Here is a 17068-nt window from a genome sequence, read left to right as displayed (position 1 = left end):
GGATCCTCGCATGAGGAACGAACCATCAGCACCCGAGGCCGAGCACCTGGACACCAAGCAATGTTGGGAGCAGCTCCGCGGCGTATCCGTGGGCCGTCTGGCAGTGTGGATGGGCGACCATCCCGATATCTTCCCCATCAACTACAAAGTTGACCACGGCACCTTGGTCTTCCGGACCGGCGAAGGAACGAAACTCCATGCTGCACTCGGGGCAACGCCCGTTGCCTTGGAAGCTGATGGAGTGGATACCGGCTCTGGAGTTGCATGGAGCGTGGTGGTGAAGGGCACGGCTGCAAGCATCCAGTTGACGCAGGAAGTACTGGACACCGTGGGATTGCTGCTTTTCCCCTGGCAAGCCGGGCGGAAGGACCACTTTGTACGGATTATTCCCACGACCATGACCGGGAGGCGTTTCAAGGTGACACCACCATTGACTTGGTGGAGCCCTTTGGACGATGCCACCCGTGCGGGTTTGGAATGACCGCGCCGTTCAGCGGCAGCCAGGACCAACGGCCCTAACGACGCCCGCATGGCCGTCCTGGTGGAGGGACGGCAGTACATTTTCCTGCTCCAAGGCTCCTACAGGAATGGACCACACCATGAAGGCACTCGTTTATGAAGGACCAGGATCCACGTCCTGGAAAGACGTTCCTGATCCACGCATCACCCACCCTACGGATGCGATTGTCCGCATTGACACGACCACCATCTGCGGGACGGACCTGCACATCCTCAAGGGAGACGTCCCGGCGGTACAGCCAGGACGGATCCTCGGGCATGAAGGCGTCGGTACCGTCACCGAGATAGGCACCTCGGTTAGTGGCCTGCGCGTTGGTGACCGGGTCATCATCTCGTGCATCAAGTCCTGCGGCCATTGCAGCAACTGCAGGAAGGGCTTGTTTTCCCATTGCCTTGGAGAAGAGGGCCAGGTGGGGACGGGGTGGATCTTCGGTCACCTCATCGACGGGACCCAAGCGGAATTCGTTCGCGTCCCGTACGCGGACAACTCGCTCCACAAGCTCCCACCCGGGGTAAGCGATGATCAGGCCGTTATGCTCTCCGATATCCTTCCCACAGCCTTCGAAATCGGTGTCCGCGATGGTCGCGTGGCCCCCGGTGACGTCATTGCCGTAGTTGGCGCCGGGCCCATCGGCTTGGCAGTGATGGCGACGGCGGGGCTTCACGGTGCCGCGACCATTATTGCCATTGACCCCAACGAGAGCCGCCTGGCCCGGGCGGCAGAATTTGGTGCGACGCACGCCGTGAATCCAATGAACCCCGAGTGGATCAGTGAGGTCCTTGCCCTCACTGATGGTGCCGGGGTTGATGTTGCCCTGGAAGCCGTCGGGCTCCCGGAGACTTTTGAGATGGCATTGCGCTTGGTGCGGCCAGGGGGAAATGTTGCAAACATTGGCGTTCACGGGAAGCCCGTCGAACTTCCGCTCCAAGATCTTTGGATCCGTAACGTCAATATCAGCATGGGCTTGGTCAACACCAACACGACTCCGATGCTGCTTCGCCTCGTCGCCCAACAAAAGCTACCTGCCGGGAAATTCGCAACCCATCATTTCGCGCTTGACCAGATTGTGGATGCGTACGACACATTCTCAAGGGCGGTCGAAACGGAGGCTTTGAAAGTGGTCCTCAGCAGAACCCCGCATGATTAGCGCCATGGCACCGCAAGTAGCGAAGCTTGCGCTGCGCTTTCCTTTGGTAGCGTCCACCGTGCTGGCAGGGGTCATCGTTGCGGGATTGGTCATCGCGGGACACGCCGCTGCGGCCCAGGGAACAGCCACCATTTATTCACTCTCGGTGGCCTTATACCGTACGGTGGCCATGGTCAAAGGCCTCCTTCGGGGACGGTGGGGCATCGACCTCTTGGCTGTGACGGCGATTGGTTCCACAGCAGCGGTTGGGGAATACGTGGCCTCATTGGTCATCGTCCTCATGTTGACCGGCGGCGAGGCGCTGGAAGACTTTGCACAGGGCCGGGCCACAAGAGAGCTCCGAGCGTTGTTGGAGCGTGCTCCCCGGAGCGCCCATCGCGAGGGATCGGATGGCCAGGTGGTGGACGTTGGTGTCGATGTCATCCGTCCTGGCGACCTCCTCTTGGTGAAGCCGGCAGAAACGGTCCCCGTCGATGGCAGGATGTTGTCCGACGTCGGGATTCTTGACGAGTCCGCGATCACAGGGGAAAGCCTGCCGGCGGAGCGAGCAAAGGGTGACCTACTGCTCAGTGGCTCCCTGAACGGAGCCGACGCCATACGCATGGTGGCCACTGCCTCAACGGAGGAGTCCCAGTACAGCCAGATCGTCGCCTTGGTGCGGGAAGCTGCAGCGAGCCGCGCCCCCATGGTGCGCTTGGCTGACAGGTACGCAGTGCCGTTCACACTGGTTGCGTTTCTTCTTGCCGGTACGGCGTGGCTGCTTAGCCAGGATCCCTTACGCTTTGCCCAGGTACTGGTGGTGGCGACACCCTGCCCTCTGTTGATAGCGGCACCTGTCGCCTTTCTTGCCGGTGCCAGCCGTGCAGCCAAAGCAGGAATCATTATTAAGAACGCCGGTACGCTGGAGAAGCTCAGCCGGGTGAAGACGGCTGTGTTCGATAAGACCGGGACCCTCACTCAGGGCAGGCCCGTCCTGTCCGGGATACGGCTTGCTGCCGGGGGAACCCAGTCCGAGGACAGGCTGCTGCAGCTGGCGGCATCGGCCGAGCAATATTCCTCCCATGTCTTCGCGGCTTCTGTCATTGAAGCGGCTCGCGAGCGTGGCTTACCTCTGTTGCCGGCATCCGGTGCCAGCGAACACGCCACCAATGGTGTCAGCGCCGCTGTGGGGCCGCAGACGGTTCTCGTAGGAAAGCCTGCGTTCGTCAGCGCAAATACGAGCGGGTTCGAACGCACACCCTTGGACGGTGGGCAGCTCGCCGTGTACATCGGTGTCGATGGGACATATGCCGGAAGCCTGATCATGAGCGATCCGCTGCGCACCAACGCCGTTGATACACTCGCCTTGCTCCGGAAGCTCGGTGTCGTGGAGACGATGCTGCTGACGGGCGACACCGCCAGTACTGCCCGCCACATTGCCGCTGTTGCCGGGATCGGCAACGTCCTGGCGGAATGCCTGCCGGCCGACAAAGTCGCTGCCGTTGCGTCCCTGCCGATGAGGCAAGTCATGATGGTGGGCGACGGCGTCAATGACGCACCCGTCCTGGCTGCGGCCGACGTCGGAGTCGCCATGGGCGCCAAAGGCGCCACCGCAGCCAGCGAGTCGGCTGACGTCGTCATCATGCTCGATGACCTGTCCAGGGTCGCGTCGGCTGTGGACATCGGGGAGTACACGCTGCGGATTGCCCGGCAGAGTATCTGGACCGGCATTCTGCTGAGCCTGGGCCTGATGGTCATGGCATCGTTCGGGGTGATCCCGGCTGTTGCCGGAGCACTGCTGCAGGAACTTGTAGACCTGGCGACGATTCTGAACGCGCTAAGGGCACTTGGACCGGTGCAGCATTTCAAGCCCGCACAACTGGAAACCGTCCCACGCGAACGGATTCCGCGTCAGTAGCGTTCCGGCTCATCCCCAAGTTCAAAGTAACGGCCCTGGATGCTTGTCGGAGTAATTTCGACGTAGGTGTACTTGCGGGTGGCAATCCATGGTTTGAGGGGCAGCTTGTCTGCCTCGTCGATTTCGGTTTGCGACTCAATAACCCTCGCCTTGCCCTTAAGAACTACGCTCCATGCCTCTGCATCTACAATCTCCTCCACTTCGAAGGCCACCTTCTCATTCACCGTCAGTTCGGCCAGCTTCGTTCCCGGGTTGGTTCTTAGGAGCAGCCGATGGTTGTGGGCGATGAAGTTCAGGGGATAGATGTCGGGCTCACCCAAAACGCTGACGGCCAGGCGACCATGCTGGTTGCGTTCGAGGACTTTCCATGAATCGTCCTCAGACAGGACGGTGCCGGGCCGCTCGTCATTTTCCATGATCGTTGTCTCCTGTGGTGCGGACGGGACAGGCGCCAAGGGTTCCTGCCATCTGATGTCGTGATCCTATGGCTGCGGTCGTGCCTGCCAACAGAGTCCAAGGTCCTGCGGCAATCTGTTCACCGTGACCTTAGGCTCTGGCGCCAAGGTTTCGTTGTGGGAGATGCTTGGGACCAGTCAAGGCCGGCTCTGAAGGGAGGGCCCATGGTTCAAGGCGTCTACGTTGCCTCGGCGCTACCGGGCTCGGGTAAATCGCTGGTGGTTTTGGGAGTGGTCGACGCCCTTCATCGGCACTCGGGTCGTCTGGGCTTCTACCGCCCGATTGTCAACAATACCGATACGCACCGGGATCCTGTGATCTTCATGCTTCGGCGGCTCTACGAACTGGACGCTGCGCGGTGCCGAAGTGGCGTGTCCTTGCCCACAGCCATGGCAGATACGATCGCCGGCCGGAAGGACGAGCTCCTTTCCCTGATGCTCACGGAATATGCGCAGATTGCCAACAATTGCGATGTGGTTGTTGTTGATGGATCGGACCTTCGCGGAAACGCCACGGGCAGGGAGTTCGATCTGAATGCCAGGCTGGCGACCAACCTGGGGCTCCCTGTATTGGCTGTGGTCGGCGCCCGAGGTCTCACGTCGACGCAAACAACGGCGGCCGTGGAAGCAGCCATCAGGCAGTATGAGTCTGCGCACTGCCCCCTGTTGGCCGTCGTGGTGAACCGCGCCGAACCAACGTCTGTGGACCAGCTGCATTCGGAACTACAGGCGGCAGTCCGGGCGATGGTGGGTCCCGTTCCCTGCTATGTGATACCCGAAGTCTCCGAGATTTCGACCCCGACTGTGGCGGATGTTGTGGCTTCGCTCGGTCTCCACCGTATGTCCGGCAGTGCGGAGCTGGACCGGGATGTGCGCAGCATTAGGCTGGCGGGAATGAACGTGGACAACTTCTTGCGTGTGCTTGAAGCCGGCGATTTGATCATCGTTCCGGGTGACCGTGCCGACATCATCATGACCAGCATTGCGTCGGCGTTGTCGCCCGAGTTTCCCACTCCCGCGGCTATTATTTTGGCAGACGGACTGTCCCCGGGTCCTCACGTCACATCCTTGTTGTCGCGTGCACCGTTTCCCGTTTTCGATGAAATGGCTGATAGTTACGCCGTGGCCCAAAAAGCCGCTGGCGTCCGCAGCGAAATCCACACGGGAGAGAACCGCAAAGTGGCAGCGGCACTGGGGGTGTGGGCAAGGTACATCGATGAACCCGAACTGCTGGCTCGCTTGGCGCTGCCTCGCCCGGCAATCATGACGCCGTTGCGTTTCCTCAATGAATTGATCGAACGGGCGAGGAAGCAAAAGAGGCGCATCATCCTTGCCGAGGGGAGCGACGTCCGGGTACTTCGTGCCGCAGAGATTCTGCGACGCCGCGACGTCTGCGACGTAACGCTTCTGGGAAATGTGGCCGCGATCCAGGAGCTCTCCGCCGCGCACGGAATCGACGTCGGGGGAGTACGGGTAGTGGATCCTGCAACCTCACCTCTCCGTGAGCGCTACGCCGCCGAGTATGTGCGGCTGCGGGCCCACAAAGGCATGCTTATGGAGCGCGCCAGGGAAATCATGGTTGACGGAGCCTACTTCGGCACGATGATGGTGCAGCTTGGTGATGCAGATGGACTGGTTTCGGGAGCCGCGCACACCACAGCCAACACCATCCGCCCGGCCCTGGAATTCGTTAAGAGCCGGGATGCCGATGGGCTGGTGTCCTCCGTTTTTTTCATGTTGTTCCCCGACCGGATATTGGTTTACGGGGACTGCGCAGTCGTCCCAGATCCAACGGACTCTCAGCTGGCAGCCATCGCCGTCGCCTCCGCAGCCACTGCTGTTCGGTTCGGCGTCGAACCAAGGGTAGCCATGCTCTCCTACTCGACGGGAGGATCAGGATCCGGGACTGCTGTGGAAAAGGTGCGTCGTGCCACGGAATTGGTGAGGAAGGCACGTCCTGACCTTCCTGTGGACGGACCTATCCAATACGACGCGGCGGTGAATGAGGCCATCGCCAGTTCCAAGCTGCCTGCATCCGCAGTGGCCGGAAAGGCGACCGTGTTCATCTTTCCCGACCTCAACACAGGCAACAACACCTATAAGGCTGTTGAACAGTCGTCGGGCGCTATCGCCGTCGGGCCTATCCTTCAAGGCCTGCGCAAGCCGATCAATGATCTTTCCAGGGGATCAACTGTGGAAGACATCATCAACACGGTTGCGATCACGGCAATCCAGGCCCAGAGCCCTGACTAGCTACCGTCCTCCGTTGTGACGACCATAACCGGGCAATGCGAGTGGGCTGCGCAGACCCTGCTGACGGATCCTATGGGCTGGCTGAGGAACCCGCCAGCGCCGCGCCTCCCGACGACGAGCAGCTGCGCGTCACGGCTTTCTTCCACCAGTACCTTGGCAGGTTCCCCGAACTTGACCGTAACGGTAAGCTCCTCTGGGCGGGATGCTCCAAAGGCACGCTCCAACGCTTCGTCGGCCAATCGCCTGGCGGTATCTTCGAGCTGTGAGGTGAAGCGGGTCAATTCGGGCTCAAAGCGGGACGCCATAAAGTAGTCGGACATGCCAACACACGTGACGACGTCGATCGGCGCGTCGAAAACGGCCGCCAGGCGTCCCGCCATCTTCAGGGTATTGGAAGAGAACTCCGAGCCATCCACGCCAACGACGATTCGATGCGACCGTGATTGTGCATTCATGGAACCAGCTTGCCGTTGCGCCGGCAGCCGCGATAGGGCCGAAGGACATGCATCTCTCAGGATTCTTCAAGCGTCGTGGCCTGCCGTTGACGCAGGCGTTTGTACAGCCAATCGACGCCAAGGACGCCCGGGATGGCAAGGAACGCAACCAGCCATCCCACGGCATTCGGGGGTGCTTGTCCCAGCAGTTCGGCCACAGGCCGGACGAACACGAACACGGCCAAGGCGACCAGTTCAGCGGCAACTGCCCAGAGCAGAAGGCGGTTGGTTAGCCAACCTTGTTTCCACGGGGGAGCTGTTGCACTCCGACACGCAAAAGCGGTTGCAAGTTGTCCCAGTACGACGGCGGCAAAGGCGCCCCCTGAAGCGGACATCAGCACGCCCGGATCCAATGGTTCACCCCGTGCCCAGCCGCTTCCGAAGAGGATCGTCGAAAACGCAGCCATGGCGAACAGGGCTTCCGTGGGTCCCATGACGGCAAATACCCTGAACATGAGCCGGCGGTCCAGGAGGTGCCGCTTCTCGGGCGGGCGGTTCAGGACCCGTTTGCCGGGTGGCTCTGCGCCAAGGGCGAGGGCAGGCAGCAGGTCTGTTCCTATGTCGAGGGCCAAAATCTGGAGAACGCCAAGCGCGAGCGGGAATTGGCCGCCGGACAGGGCCCAGATGACGAAAGGAGCCAACTCAGCCACGTTGTCCGTGAGATGGTAGGTCAGGAATCTGTGGATATTCGAGTAGGTTGCCCTGCCCTGTTCGATGGCGGCAACGATGGTGGCGAAGTGGTCATCCAGGAGCACGAGGTCGGCCGCCTCACGGGCGACGTCCGTGCCGCTGAGACCCATTGCCACTCCGATGTCGGCCTGGCGCAGTGCAGGACCGTCGTTCACACCGTCGCCGGTCATCGCCACCACATGGCCGCGCATCTGCAGCGCCTTCGCCACCCGGAGCTTTTGTTCCGGAGAGACCCTGCTGACCACAATTCCATCGCGATCCAGGAGCGCTCCGAGGATCTGCTCGTCCTCGGGCAGCTCGGAGCCTTGGACAACGAGGTTGTCCGGACCCATCAGGCCTACCTCCCTGGCGATTGCACCGGCCGTTGAGGGATGGTCGCCAGTAATCATCGCAATCCGGATTCCAGCTCCCCGGGCAGCCTTGAGCACACTTTGGACGTCAGATCGTGGTGGGTCATGCAGGCCAATAAGACCCAGTATTTGAAGGTTCTGTTCAGCGTCCTCTGCTGAACGATGTAACCAGTCTGTGGCCATCCCCGGTAATTCCCGCCGTGCTACTGCGATCACACGCAGGCCCCGTGACGCCATAGCCTCCAACGCCTGTGTGAAGCTCGTCGCGGGATCTCCGCACAAAGGAAGAACCGATTCCGGCGCACCTTTCATGCAGAGCGTGGTCCCTGAAATCACGGACTCCCGCCGCCTGTCAGCGTCAAAGGCAAAACGGCGGTTCACGGCGCCGGATTCCCTCCCGCCACTTGTCAGGCGGCGGGCAAGGGCATCAATGGCCGCTTCCATGGGATCCCCCTGCGCTGCCCATGCATCGCCTTGAAGAACGGCCCGTCCTTGGGAAGCGGTGCGTGCGGCCAAAGCAACGCCGAGCGCTGCATCCTTTGCCTCCCCTTCGATGCGGGCATCAGGGCCGTAGCCCTCTCCTGCGATTGTCACCGTACCGGCTGTTGTAAAAACCTCGACGGCGTTCATCCGGTTTTGGGTCAAGGTGCCTGTCTTGTCCGTGCAGATGAAGGTGGTGGAACCGAGCGTTTCGACGGCCTCAAGATTGCGCACCAGCGCATGGCGGTCAGCCATGCGCTGTGCTCCCATCGCCAGCGAAAGCGTTACCGTCGGCAAGAGCCCCTCCGGGATGAGGGCGACTGCAACGCCGATCGCGAAAAGAAATGCATCACGCCAGACGATCCCCACCAACAGGGAGACAATGAAGAACAATCCGGCGACCGTCAATGCCACCAAGGCGACAAGCCGGACTATCCTCCGCAGTTCCAGCGTCAATGGCGTTGGCGGGGACTTTGTGCCACTCGTGAGGGCAGCGATAGCGGCCAGTTTCGTGTTCCCTCCCGTGGCGACCACCAGGCCTTCCGCTTCGCCGTTGACCAGGAACGTTCCACCCCAGGCTGTGTCCTTGGTGGTCTTAGGCACGGCAACGCTTTCACCGGTCAGCATGGATTCGTCCACAGTGCATCCGGAGGCAGAAATGAATCGAATGTCCGCGGGCAGCTTGTCCCCAGCTGCGAGGATTACCACGTCACCAGGGACAAGTTCACTGGCGTGGACGCTTTGGATCTTGCCGTCACGACGGACGGTCACTTCGGCCGGGAGGAGTCCTTGCAGGCGCTCCGCTGCATGCTGGGCACGTTCCTGCTGGATGTGGGCAAAAACCCCGTTGACGATGACGACAATGACGATAGCCACACATAGCTGCGGCAATCCGCCGATGTAGGCGAGCACCGCCGCAGCCCAGAGCATCAGTGCAAAGAAGTGCGTTAGCTCGCCCAGCAACTTTCGCCACTGGGAGACCTTCTTTGCTCTTGGCAGGACGTTCGGTCCCACGGTTTCCAACAACTTTGCGGCGGCATGGGAACTGAGGCCTTCAGTGCCAGCCGTCTCGGACAGCGGGGCAGGAGGTTGGTTCCCAAGGGACATCGTTACTCCAATGCCGGATGCCTGTTCGATGAAAGGCTCCACCCTGGACCTGGTTGCGTCTAGGGCCAAAGGGCATGGTCACGACAGGACCTTTTGCCCTACACCCGTTTGGCAGGACGCGTTAGGCTCGGCGCCATGGAGAACACATCAATGGACCAGGACACCAAAGAGCTCAGCGTTCACGACTGCTGGAAGTATCTTCAGTCCACATCCACCTGCAGGATTGCACTCATCAACGGGAACGTTCCGGAGATCTTTCCGGTGAACTACATTCCCAATTTCGGGACGATCCTGTTCAGGACGGGGCAAGGGACCAAACACAAAGCCCTTCGTGAAGGGACACCGCTTGCCCTCGAGGCTGATGGATTTAATCGTTATGGAACCATCGCGTGGAGTGTCATCATCAAGGGTCATCCAGAGTTCGTAACCCACCCCGAGGAAATTCAGGAAGCCGTAAATGCAGGGTTGTCGCCATGGCAGCCGGGTGCAAAGGACATTCTGGTCAGGGTCACTCCCACGGAAATCAGTGGTCGGCGGTTTGTGATCACGCCGCCGTCGAAATGGTGGCCGCCCCTGGACCCGTCGGCTGCCGTGGACGACACGACGGACGGGGGCTCCTCAACACGGAACGACGACGAAAACGGCTAATTGCCATGCCGCGTGTTTGGCTCGGGCCGGGTCAGGATTGTGGGGCACTGGACATTCAGGAGAACATGCTGCGCCACAGATCCCAAAAGCACGCGCAGTCCGCCACGACCCCTGCATCCCATCACCAGGACCTGGGCTTCCTTTGCAGCAGCGACGAGTGCATCCCCTGGACGGTGGTCCAAGTCCAACTTCTCCCGGACGTTCAGGGCCGGGTAACGTTCTTTGACCCACCGGACAGAGTCGCCCATAACGTCCCCATCCTTGGGCGCCAGGGCCCCTGGACCTGATGCATGAACAATCACCAGCTCCTCCCTTAGGCGTGAGGCTTCAGTAGCTGCCATGTCCAAGGCGCACAGCGAATCTGGGGAGCCGTCTACTCCGACCACCACTCCAGAACGTTTCCCTGCAGTAATGTCCGGGACCACAGCGACAGGCGCTTTGCTGGTGACTGCGATCTGGAAACTGACCGAGCCGTACCCCTGCCCTTCGGTACCTGGGCCGCGATCCGTTCCAACCACCACCATCTCCGCTTCCGAGGACAGGGAGGCAATCGTTTCCGCGGGTTCGCCGGAGAATTGTGTGGATTTGATCTCCATCGAGGGAAAGACCCCGGCAAGTCGCGCTGCTTCGCTCTTGAGGAGGTCGTTGGCACGCTCCATCGCCAAGGTACGGTCACCCGGCAGTGGGAATGCCCAATCCGGGGGAACGATGTGGATGAGATTGAGTACCAGACCGAGGGAATCTGCACGGGCGACAGCCCAGTCTGCGACACGGCTGCCCGCCCTGGAACCATCAAGGGCTGCCAGAATCTGCTTTTTCACGTACAGACGTCCCTTCGGTTCATTCCGATAGTGATCGTCTCCACTATCGGCGTGGCGGACCGTCGTGGCAAGGGTCCGAAGCCCCTCCCGCTGATCGGCAGAGTGCGTTAGGGTCCTCAGCAGAGAGTGCTTGACCTTTCACCGAAGATCGACGGGAAGGACATGAGGTGCACGTTCTTGTGCTGAACCCCGGCTCGTCGTCACTGAAGTACCACTTGAGGGACACCACGGTCCCGACCGGAAACAACAGCATCCTGGCTTCCGGACAAGTCAACTGGCCGCCGGATCACCGTTTCGATGCCGCCCGCCTCCACGGCGTTTTTGACGAAATCGTTACGGCTGTGGCCAACAGCCTGGATTCAGGTACTCCGGATTCAGTCGGGCATCGTGTGGTCCACGGCGGCGACCGCTTCAGCAGCCCTGCACTTGTCACGCCAGACGTTGTAAGGGTTATTGAAGGGCTCAGCCCGCTGGCGCCGCTTCACAATCCTGCCAGCGCCGCGTGCATGAACACTGCGCAAGAGCGTTGGCCGGGCGTTCCACAGGTGGCCATCTTTGACACCGCTTTCCACCGGTCCATACCGGAGTTCGCCGCCCGCTATGCCATTCCGGAAGACAGCTATGTGGAACACCCCATCAGGCGCTTCGGATTTCATGGCATATCCGTGGGGATGGCCTGCCGTGACACTGCGTCCTACCTCGGGGTGGACGGTTCCTCGTTGAATGCGATTGTGGCGCATATCGGAAACGGGGCCTCAGTCACTGCCGTGAGGGGAGGCCAGAGCGTTGACACCTCCATGGGAATGACACCGCTGGAGGGACTCGTCATGGGAACCCGCTCCGGTGATCTGGACCCTTCCATCATCCTGTTGATGCAACGTGCGGGAGCGTCGGCCGACGACGTCGATGAGGTGCTCAACCACAGATCAGGCCTCCGGGCATTGGCCGGGACCGCGGACATGCGTGAGGTCTGCGCGGCTGCAACTAGGGGAGAACCCAAGGCGATTCTCGCCCTCAAAACGGCTGCCTATCGTTTGGCCAAGTACGTAGCGGCGTACTCCATGGTGGTTCAAAAGCCCGACGCTTTGGTATTCACAGGTGGGGTGGGCGAGAACTCCGATGTGTTCAGGTCGCAGGTCCTCTCGTGGCTGGCCCCCTTGGGATTGCGCATCGCGGAGGACAGGAATTCGACCCCAGTGGAAGGCATCCGTGGAGTCAGCTCCGATGACTCGTCATTTCCGGTGCTGGTAGTGCCCAGCGACGAGGAACGGGCCATAGCTGAAGCAACTGCATCACTCCTCGGTGGACATAGTTAGGAAGGAACGCGGCATGACGCAACGCACTCAAGACAGCCACCCAGGTTCGCGGTCGGAAAGCGAAGACTTCGAACTGCTCAACAAGTACTGGGCAGCGGCGAACTACCTGACTGTTGCACAGATCTATCTCCAGGAAAATCCGCTGCTCCGCGAGCCATTGCAAGCCAAGCACATCAAGCCCAGACTTCTGGGCCATTGGGGGACCAGTCCCGGGTTGTCTCTTATTTACGCCCACCTGAATCGCCTCATCCGTCGCACGAGTGCGGAAGTCCTCTTGGTGACGGGCCCCGGTCACGGAGGCCCCGCCGTCGTCGCCAACACATATCTCGAAGGCAGCTATTCCGAGGTCTATCCCGCTGTTGGCAGGGATCTTGCAGGGCTGAGACGACTGGTCAGGCAGTTTTCGACGCCGGGCGGGATCGCGAGCCATGTCGGACCGGCCACGCCAGGTTCCATTCACGAAGGCGGTGAATTGGGGTATTCGCTGATGCATGCCACAGGTGCGGCAATGGACAACCCCGGCCTGATCGTTGCGTGTGTGGTGGGGGACGGGGAGGCAGAAACCGGGCCATTGGAGGGTTCCTGGAAGGCGCCGTCGTTTCTTAATCCGCTGAGCGACGGCGCTGTGCTTCCGATTCTCCACCTCAACGGCTACAAGATCTCGGGGCCTACTGTCTTGGGACGGCGCTCGAACCTGGAGGTGGCGTCGTTGCTCGAAGCGCATGGCTGGGAGCCTGTGATCGTCGACGGGGATGATCCTGACCTTGTCCATCCAGCATTGGCATCAGCCATGGACTCGGCCTATGCAGCCATCCGGGCGATACAGTCACATGCCCGCCAGGAAGGCGTTACGGGGCCAGCCCGATGGCCAGCCATTATCCTGCGGACACCCAAAGGCTGGACGGGGCCCGCCACCGTTGATGGGGTCCCCGTCGAAGGTACTTTCCGTTCACATCAGGTCCCTCTCGCCGGAGTGCGGGAAAAGCCGGAGCACCTGGCACAACTGGAAACCTGGATGCGCTCCTACCGGCCGGAGGAGCTGTTCGACGCCGATGGCCGGCTTGTCGCCGAATTGGCGGCGCTGGCTCCCGACGGCGATCTGCGCATGGGCGCGCTGCCGGCCAGTCGCGGCGTGGGTGGCACGGATCTCGTGGTTCCGCCCATCGAAAAGTACGCTGTGGAGACCCTGCCCCGAGGCCAAAAAATGTACCAAAGCACAAAGCCGCTGGGGGAAATGCTCCGGGATATCTATATTGACACTGCCGAGGATCCCAGATTCCGGCTTTTCTGTCCGGACGAAACCAACAGCAACAGGCTCGGTGCCGTCTTTGAAGCCACGGACCGTTGCCTTCTGGAGCCGGATGCCAGTGTGGCTGCCCCATCTGGCGGCGACCATGTTTCCGCTAATGGACGCGTCATGGAAGTCCTCTCCGAACATCTCTGCCAAGGATGGCTGGAAGGATACGTCCTTACTGGCAGGTACGGCTTGTTCGCGAGCTACGAGGCGTTTGCAATGGTGAGTGCGTCCATGACAGTCCAGCACGCCAAATGGCTCCAACATTCGCGGGACCTGGAGTGGCGACGGCCTGTGCCGAGCCTGAATATCCTCCTGACCTCTACCTGCTGGCGGAACGACCACAACGGTTTCAGCCATCAGGGTCCGGGACTCATCGACACGGTTTTGTCACTGTCCGGCACTGTCATACGGGTCTACCTTCCACCGGATGCCAACACCCTGCTGGTCACAGCGGAACACATGCTCAAAAGCAAGAACTATGTGAACCTTGCCGTCATCGACAAGCAGGACCACCCGCAGTATTTGACCCTCGACGAGGCCAGGAAGCACGCCGCCGTTGGTGCATCCGTGTGGGACTGGGCGGGGAACGAAGTGTCCCTGGGGTCTTCGAAGGACGTTGCGAAACCCGACATCATCCTGGCCTGTGCGGGGGATGTTCCGACCCAGGAGACCCTGGCAGCGGCATGGCTGCTCCGGCGCCATGTTCCCGATCTGACTGTCAGGGTGGTCAACGTCATGGACGCCATGGTCCTACCGCCTCCGGACACGCATCCGCATGGGCTTTCCAGCGAGAAATTTGAAGAGATCTTTACTGGTGACGTGGATGTGGTGATGGCATGGCACGGGTATGCACGGGCCCTCCATCAGCTCCTGCATGGTCGCCCGCTGCCTGAGAGGTTCCACGTCCGCGGATACAACGAGCAAGGTACTACGACCACACCGTTTGACATGGTGGTCCTGAACAAAGTCAGCCGCTATCACCTCGTCATGGAATCACTTCGCCGTTCCCGCGGACATTTCGCGGGTGCAGAAGAACTCCTGGAACACTGCCGCAACCAGCTCGACGCCCACGCTGCACATATACGCGAACACTTCGAGGACCTCCCTGAAATCCGCGACTGGGTATGGACGGAGCCGGATTCCTAAAGGCGCTCGATCTCCTCGTGCCGAATGTCCGAATGCAGGGCAGCAGACCCTACGCTGGGTTCATGAGTGAGAGACCGGCTACCTGGCATAGGCAGCATAAAGCAGGTTTGAGCCGGGGCGAGCGCGCAGCGGATATCCTTCGGAATGGCATGGGTAGTTGGATCTTCGTATCGCTGTTCGTTGCATTTATGGCTGCTTGGGCTGCTATCAACTCGTTTGTTTTTACGTCACATGCGTGGGATCCATATCCATTCATCCTTCTGAACCTCTTCCTGTCCATGCTGGCTGGGCTTCAGGGCGCAATATTGCTGATAGCTGCAAAGCGGCAAGACGCCATCGCAGCAGCGATGGCCTTGCATGACTATGAAACGGACGTGCAGGCAAAAACCGAGATCGATCGGCTGATGGCAATCAACAGCCAACAACTGGAACTTCTTGAGGAACTGAGGGCCCTGTTGCTACGGCCCAGAACGTCGGGAGGCGACGGCGACTGGGAGCCGGGGCAAGCCGCGGAAGAGTAATCTCAATGGCCCCAGCAAGTTGCTGGTATCTCTAGCCGTACCCCACGTTTAGTGTTGGAGGGTGGAAGTACAGGGAAAACTTAAGACTGCTCAAGAGGCCGCCAATGATCCTCGTATCCTGGTTTTCGGGCGTTTGCTTGGTGCTGCTAACCGGCTGGAGTATTTGCTTGGTCGATCTTTGGAGCAGGAGGTGGGGCTCAGTCACTCACTGTTCGAACTCCTTCTCTTAGTGGGCCGTGCTGGTGACACGGGAATGCCTGTGCGCGATATTGCGCAAGCTAGGGTGTTGACCTCGGGTGGTGCTACCCGGCTGGTTCAGCGGGCATCGGCGCAGGGTTTGATCGAGCGCAGAGGTTCCATGGATGATCGTCGCGTCCAGCTGATCCACCTCACCCCTCATGGAGAGCAAGTCCTCCTTCGGGCCGCTGCCCTTCATGCCCGAAACGTAGAACGCTATGTCATCGACCCCCTGCCCGTTGATCAAGCCGAGGTCTTTGCGACAGCTATCCGAACACTGAGCAAGAACGCCGCGAAAGAACTGCCAACCATGCCGTGATCACCGGTCCGCGCGCGGGAGGGGAATAGCTGACGAGTCAGCTTTGTTACTGGCTAAGGGTGGTACCAAGCCGCCTGCCTGGACGTTTCCTGCTGTACACGATAAGGAGCACCACCATGTCGCTTAACTTCGAAGTCTTCGATCTGGACTTTCCCGCCGGTTCACCCAATAAGTCAGCCACTCTGGTGACAGGTCCCACGGGAGCGCTGCTTATTGATGCCGGCTTCACCCGGGCAGACGGACACCGGTTGGTGGCCGCCATCCTCGACTCCGGGAAGGACCTGGCCACGGTCTTTGTAAGCCACGCCGACCCGGATTTCTACTTCGGCCTGGAAGCTATCGCTGAGGCGTTTCCCGACGCGGCCATCGTCGCCACTCCGATCGTGATCGAGCACATCCGCGACTCCTTCGAAGGCAAGCTCAAGGCGTGGGCCACGCTGGGAGCGAACCTGCCAACGCGCCTGGTCCCGATCACCCCGCTCGTCGGTGATTTCCTTGAGCTGGATGGGTACAGATTCGACGTCAAGGGAGGTTCGGCCCTGCTGCCGGACCGGCACTATCTGTGGAATGGGGATTACCAGGCCGTCGTAGGTGGCGTCCTGGTGTTCCAGCAGGAACATGTCTGGACTGCCGATACCGCGACGCCGGAACAGCGGGCTGCCTGGATCGACATGCTCGATGAGATGCAATCGCTGGAGCCTCAGTTGGTCGTCGCCGGACACCGGCTCCCTGGGACCGCAAACGATGCGAGCGGCATAGACTACACCCGCCAGTATCTGCAGGACTTCGAGCGCATTCTCGAACATTCCCCCGATGGTGCTGCGGCAACAGCCGCGCTCGTTGAAAGCTATCCGGAATCGGGGATGCTGATCGCGGCACAAATCGGACCCAAGGTGGCCAAAGGTGAGATGACATGGGGCTGAACGAGACGATGGACCCTGGGACGTCCACGGCACCGCGTGACGTTGTCCGCCGGCAGTACATTGCCTCAGCGGCCGGTGACCTTCAGGCGCTTCGTGCCACGATGGCGCCCGACGTCGAATGGACTGAAATGGCGGGGTTTCCCCTTGCGGGAACCTATCGCACACCGCAGGGCGTCACATCCAACGTCATGGAAGTACTCGGACGCGACTGGGACGCTTGGACCGCTCACGATGACAACTACGTCGTCGATGGTGAGAACGTCGTCGTCCTCGCACGATACACAGCAACGCACCGTAAAACGGAGCGGAAGCTCAATGTCCGGGTAGCCCACCACTTCATTGTCCGCGGGGGTCTCATCGTGCGCTTCGAGCAGTTCGTCGACACCGCGAAAGTCGCCGAAGCCGCCAGCGAGGAGGGGGACCATTGACGAATGCCGACCGGCCGCG

General features: G+C 60.7%; 15 protein-coding genes. 11 read left to right on the top strand and 4 right to left on the bottom strand.

Annotation, left to right across the window (positions count from 1 at the left end; all coding sequences use genetic code 11):
• The first annotated feature begins 10 nt into the window (after positions 1-10).
• From AB4Z15_RS01130 to AB4Z15_RS01120, 3 genes are all read left to right on the top strand, one after another.
• Complete coding sequence (locus AB4Z15_RS01130; protein ID WP_442015656.1) at positions 11-481, top strand: pyridoxamine 5'-phosphate oxidase family protein; 471 nt, start codon at positions 11-13, stop codon at positions 479-481.
• A 118-nt stretch (positions 482-599) separates the two neighbouring features.
• A complete protein-coding gene (locus tag AB4Z15_RS01125) occupies positions 600-1667 on the top strand; it encodes a zinc-dependent alcohol dehydrogenase family protein (RefSeq protein ID WP_442015655.1) in 1068 nt (355 codons plus the stop codon).
• A gap of 4 nt (positions 1668-1671) precedes the next feature.
• Entirely contained in the window at positions 1672-3564 is a 1893-nt protein-coding gene (locus tag AB4Z15_RS01120; protein ID WP_442015654.1) for a heavy metal translocating P-type ATPase, read from the top strand.
• On the opposite strand, the gene AB4Z15_RS01115 is transcribed toward AB4Z15_RS01120, so the two are convergent.
• Entirely contained in the window at positions 3558-3980 is a 423-nt protein-coding gene (locus AB4Z15_RS01115; protein WP_442005500.1) for a pyridoxamine 5'-phosphate oxidase family protein, read from the bottom strand. The genes AB4Z15_RS01120 and AB4Z15_RS01115 overlap by 7 nt on opposite strands.
• Before the next feature lie 204 nt (positions 3981-4184).
• Between AB4Z15_RS01115 and pta the strand changes: the two genes are divergently transcribed.
• Positions 4185-6272, top strand: a complete 2088-nt coding sequence (gene pta, locus AB4Z15_RS01110; RefSeq protein ID WP_442015653.1) for a phosphate acetyltransferase — start codon at positions 4185-4187, stop codon at positions 6270-6272.
• Here the strand turns inward: pta and AB4Z15_RS01105 are convergent.
• Both AB4Z15_RS01105 and AB4Z15_RS01100 read right to left on the bottom strand, forming a co-directional pair.
• On the bottom strand, positions 6269-6727 hold the full coding sequence (locus AB4Z15_RS01105) for a universal stress protein (protein ID WP_442005498.1): 459 nt from the start codon (positions 6725-6727) through the stop codon (positions 6269-6271). The two genes, pta and AB4Z15_RS01105, sit on opposite strands and share 4 nt — an antisense overlap.
• Positions 6728-6783: 56 nt before the next feature.
• Positions 6784-9393: a cation-translocating P-type ATPase gene (locus AB4Z15_RS01100; RefSeq protein ID WP_442015652.1), complete on the bottom strand. Its 2610-nt coding sequence runs from the start codon at positions 9391-9393 to the stop codon at positions 6784-6786.
• 135 nt (positions 9394-9528) lie between these two features.
• Here AB4Z15_RS01100 and AB4Z15_RS01095 point away from each other — a divergent pair, with 135 nt between their 5' ends.
• Positions 9529-10041, top strand: a complete 513-nt coding sequence (locus tag AB4Z15_RS01095) for a pyridoxamine 5'-phosphate oxidase family protein (RefSeq protein ID WP_442015651.1) — start codon at positions 9529-9531, stop codon at positions 10039-10041.
• On the opposite strand, the gene AB4Z15_RS01090 is transcribed toward AB4Z15_RS01095, so the two are convergent.
• Positions 10038-10862: a universal stress protein gene (locus tag AB4Z15_RS01090; RefSeq protein ID WP_442015650.1), complete on the bottom strand. Its 825-nt coding sequence runs from the start codon at positions 10860-10862 to the stop codon at positions 10038-10040. The genes AB4Z15_RS01095 and AB4Z15_RS01090 overlap by 4 nt on opposite strands.
• A gap of 167 nt (positions 10863-11029) precedes the next feature.
• On the opposite strand from AB4Z15_RS01090, the gene AB4Z15_RS01085 reads away from it, so the two are divergent.
• The 6 genes from AB4Z15_RS01085 (at position 11030) to AB4Z15_RS01060 (ending at position 17049) form a co-directional block, all read left to right on the top strand.
• Positions 11030-12178 (top strand): acetate/propionate family kinase, encoded by a 1149-nt coding sequence (locus AB4Z15_RS01085; RefSeq protein ID WP_442015649.1) that lies wholly within the window; start codon positions 11030-11032, stop codon positions 12176-12178.
• 13 nt (positions 12179-12191) lie between these two features.
• A complete protein-coding gene (locus tag AB4Z15_RS01080) occupies positions 12192-14621 on the top strand; it encodes a phosphoketolase family protein (protein ID WP_442015648.1) in 2430 nt (809 codons plus the stop codon).
• A gap of 62 nt (positions 14622-14683) precedes the next feature.
• Complete coding sequence (locus AB4Z15_RS01075) at positions 14684-15142, top strand: DUF1003 domain-containing protein (RefSeq protein ID WP_442015647.1); 459 nt, start codon at positions 14684-14686, stop codon at positions 15140-15142.
• Between the two features lie 61 nt (positions 15143-15203).
• Positions 15204-15698 carry a MarR family winged helix-turn-helix transcriptional regulator gene (locus AB4Z15_RS01070; RefSeq protein WP_442015646.1) on the top strand — a complete coding sequence of 165 codons (495 nt, stop codon included), beginning with the start codon at positions 15204-15206 and terminating at the stop codon, positions 15696-15698.
• Between the two features lie 116 nt (positions 15699-15814).
• The gene (locus AB4Z15_RS01065) at positions 15815-16621 is read left to right on the top strand and encodes an MBL fold metallo-hydrolase (RefSeq protein WP_442015645.1); all 807 of its coding nucleotides are present in this window, start codon (positions 15815-15817) and stop codon (positions 16619-16621) included.
• A complete protein-coding gene (locus AB4Z15_RS01060) occupies positions 16612-17049 on the top strand; it encodes a nuclear transport factor 2 family protein (protein WP_442015644.1) in 438 nt (145 codons plus the stop codon). Before AB4Z15_RS01065 ends, AB4Z15_RS01060 begins: the two co-directional genes overlap by 10 nt.
• Positions 17050-17068 lie beyond the last annotated feature (19 nt).

Origin of the sequence: Paenarthrobacter sp. 2TAF44 (assembly GCF_052114885.1) — a bacterium.
Classification (GTDB): Bacteria; Actinomycetota; Actinomycetes; order Actinomycetales; family Micrococcaceae; genus Arthrobacter.
Note: the sequence above shows the minus strand (reverse complement) of the source record. Positions and strands in the feature narration are given on the sequence as shown.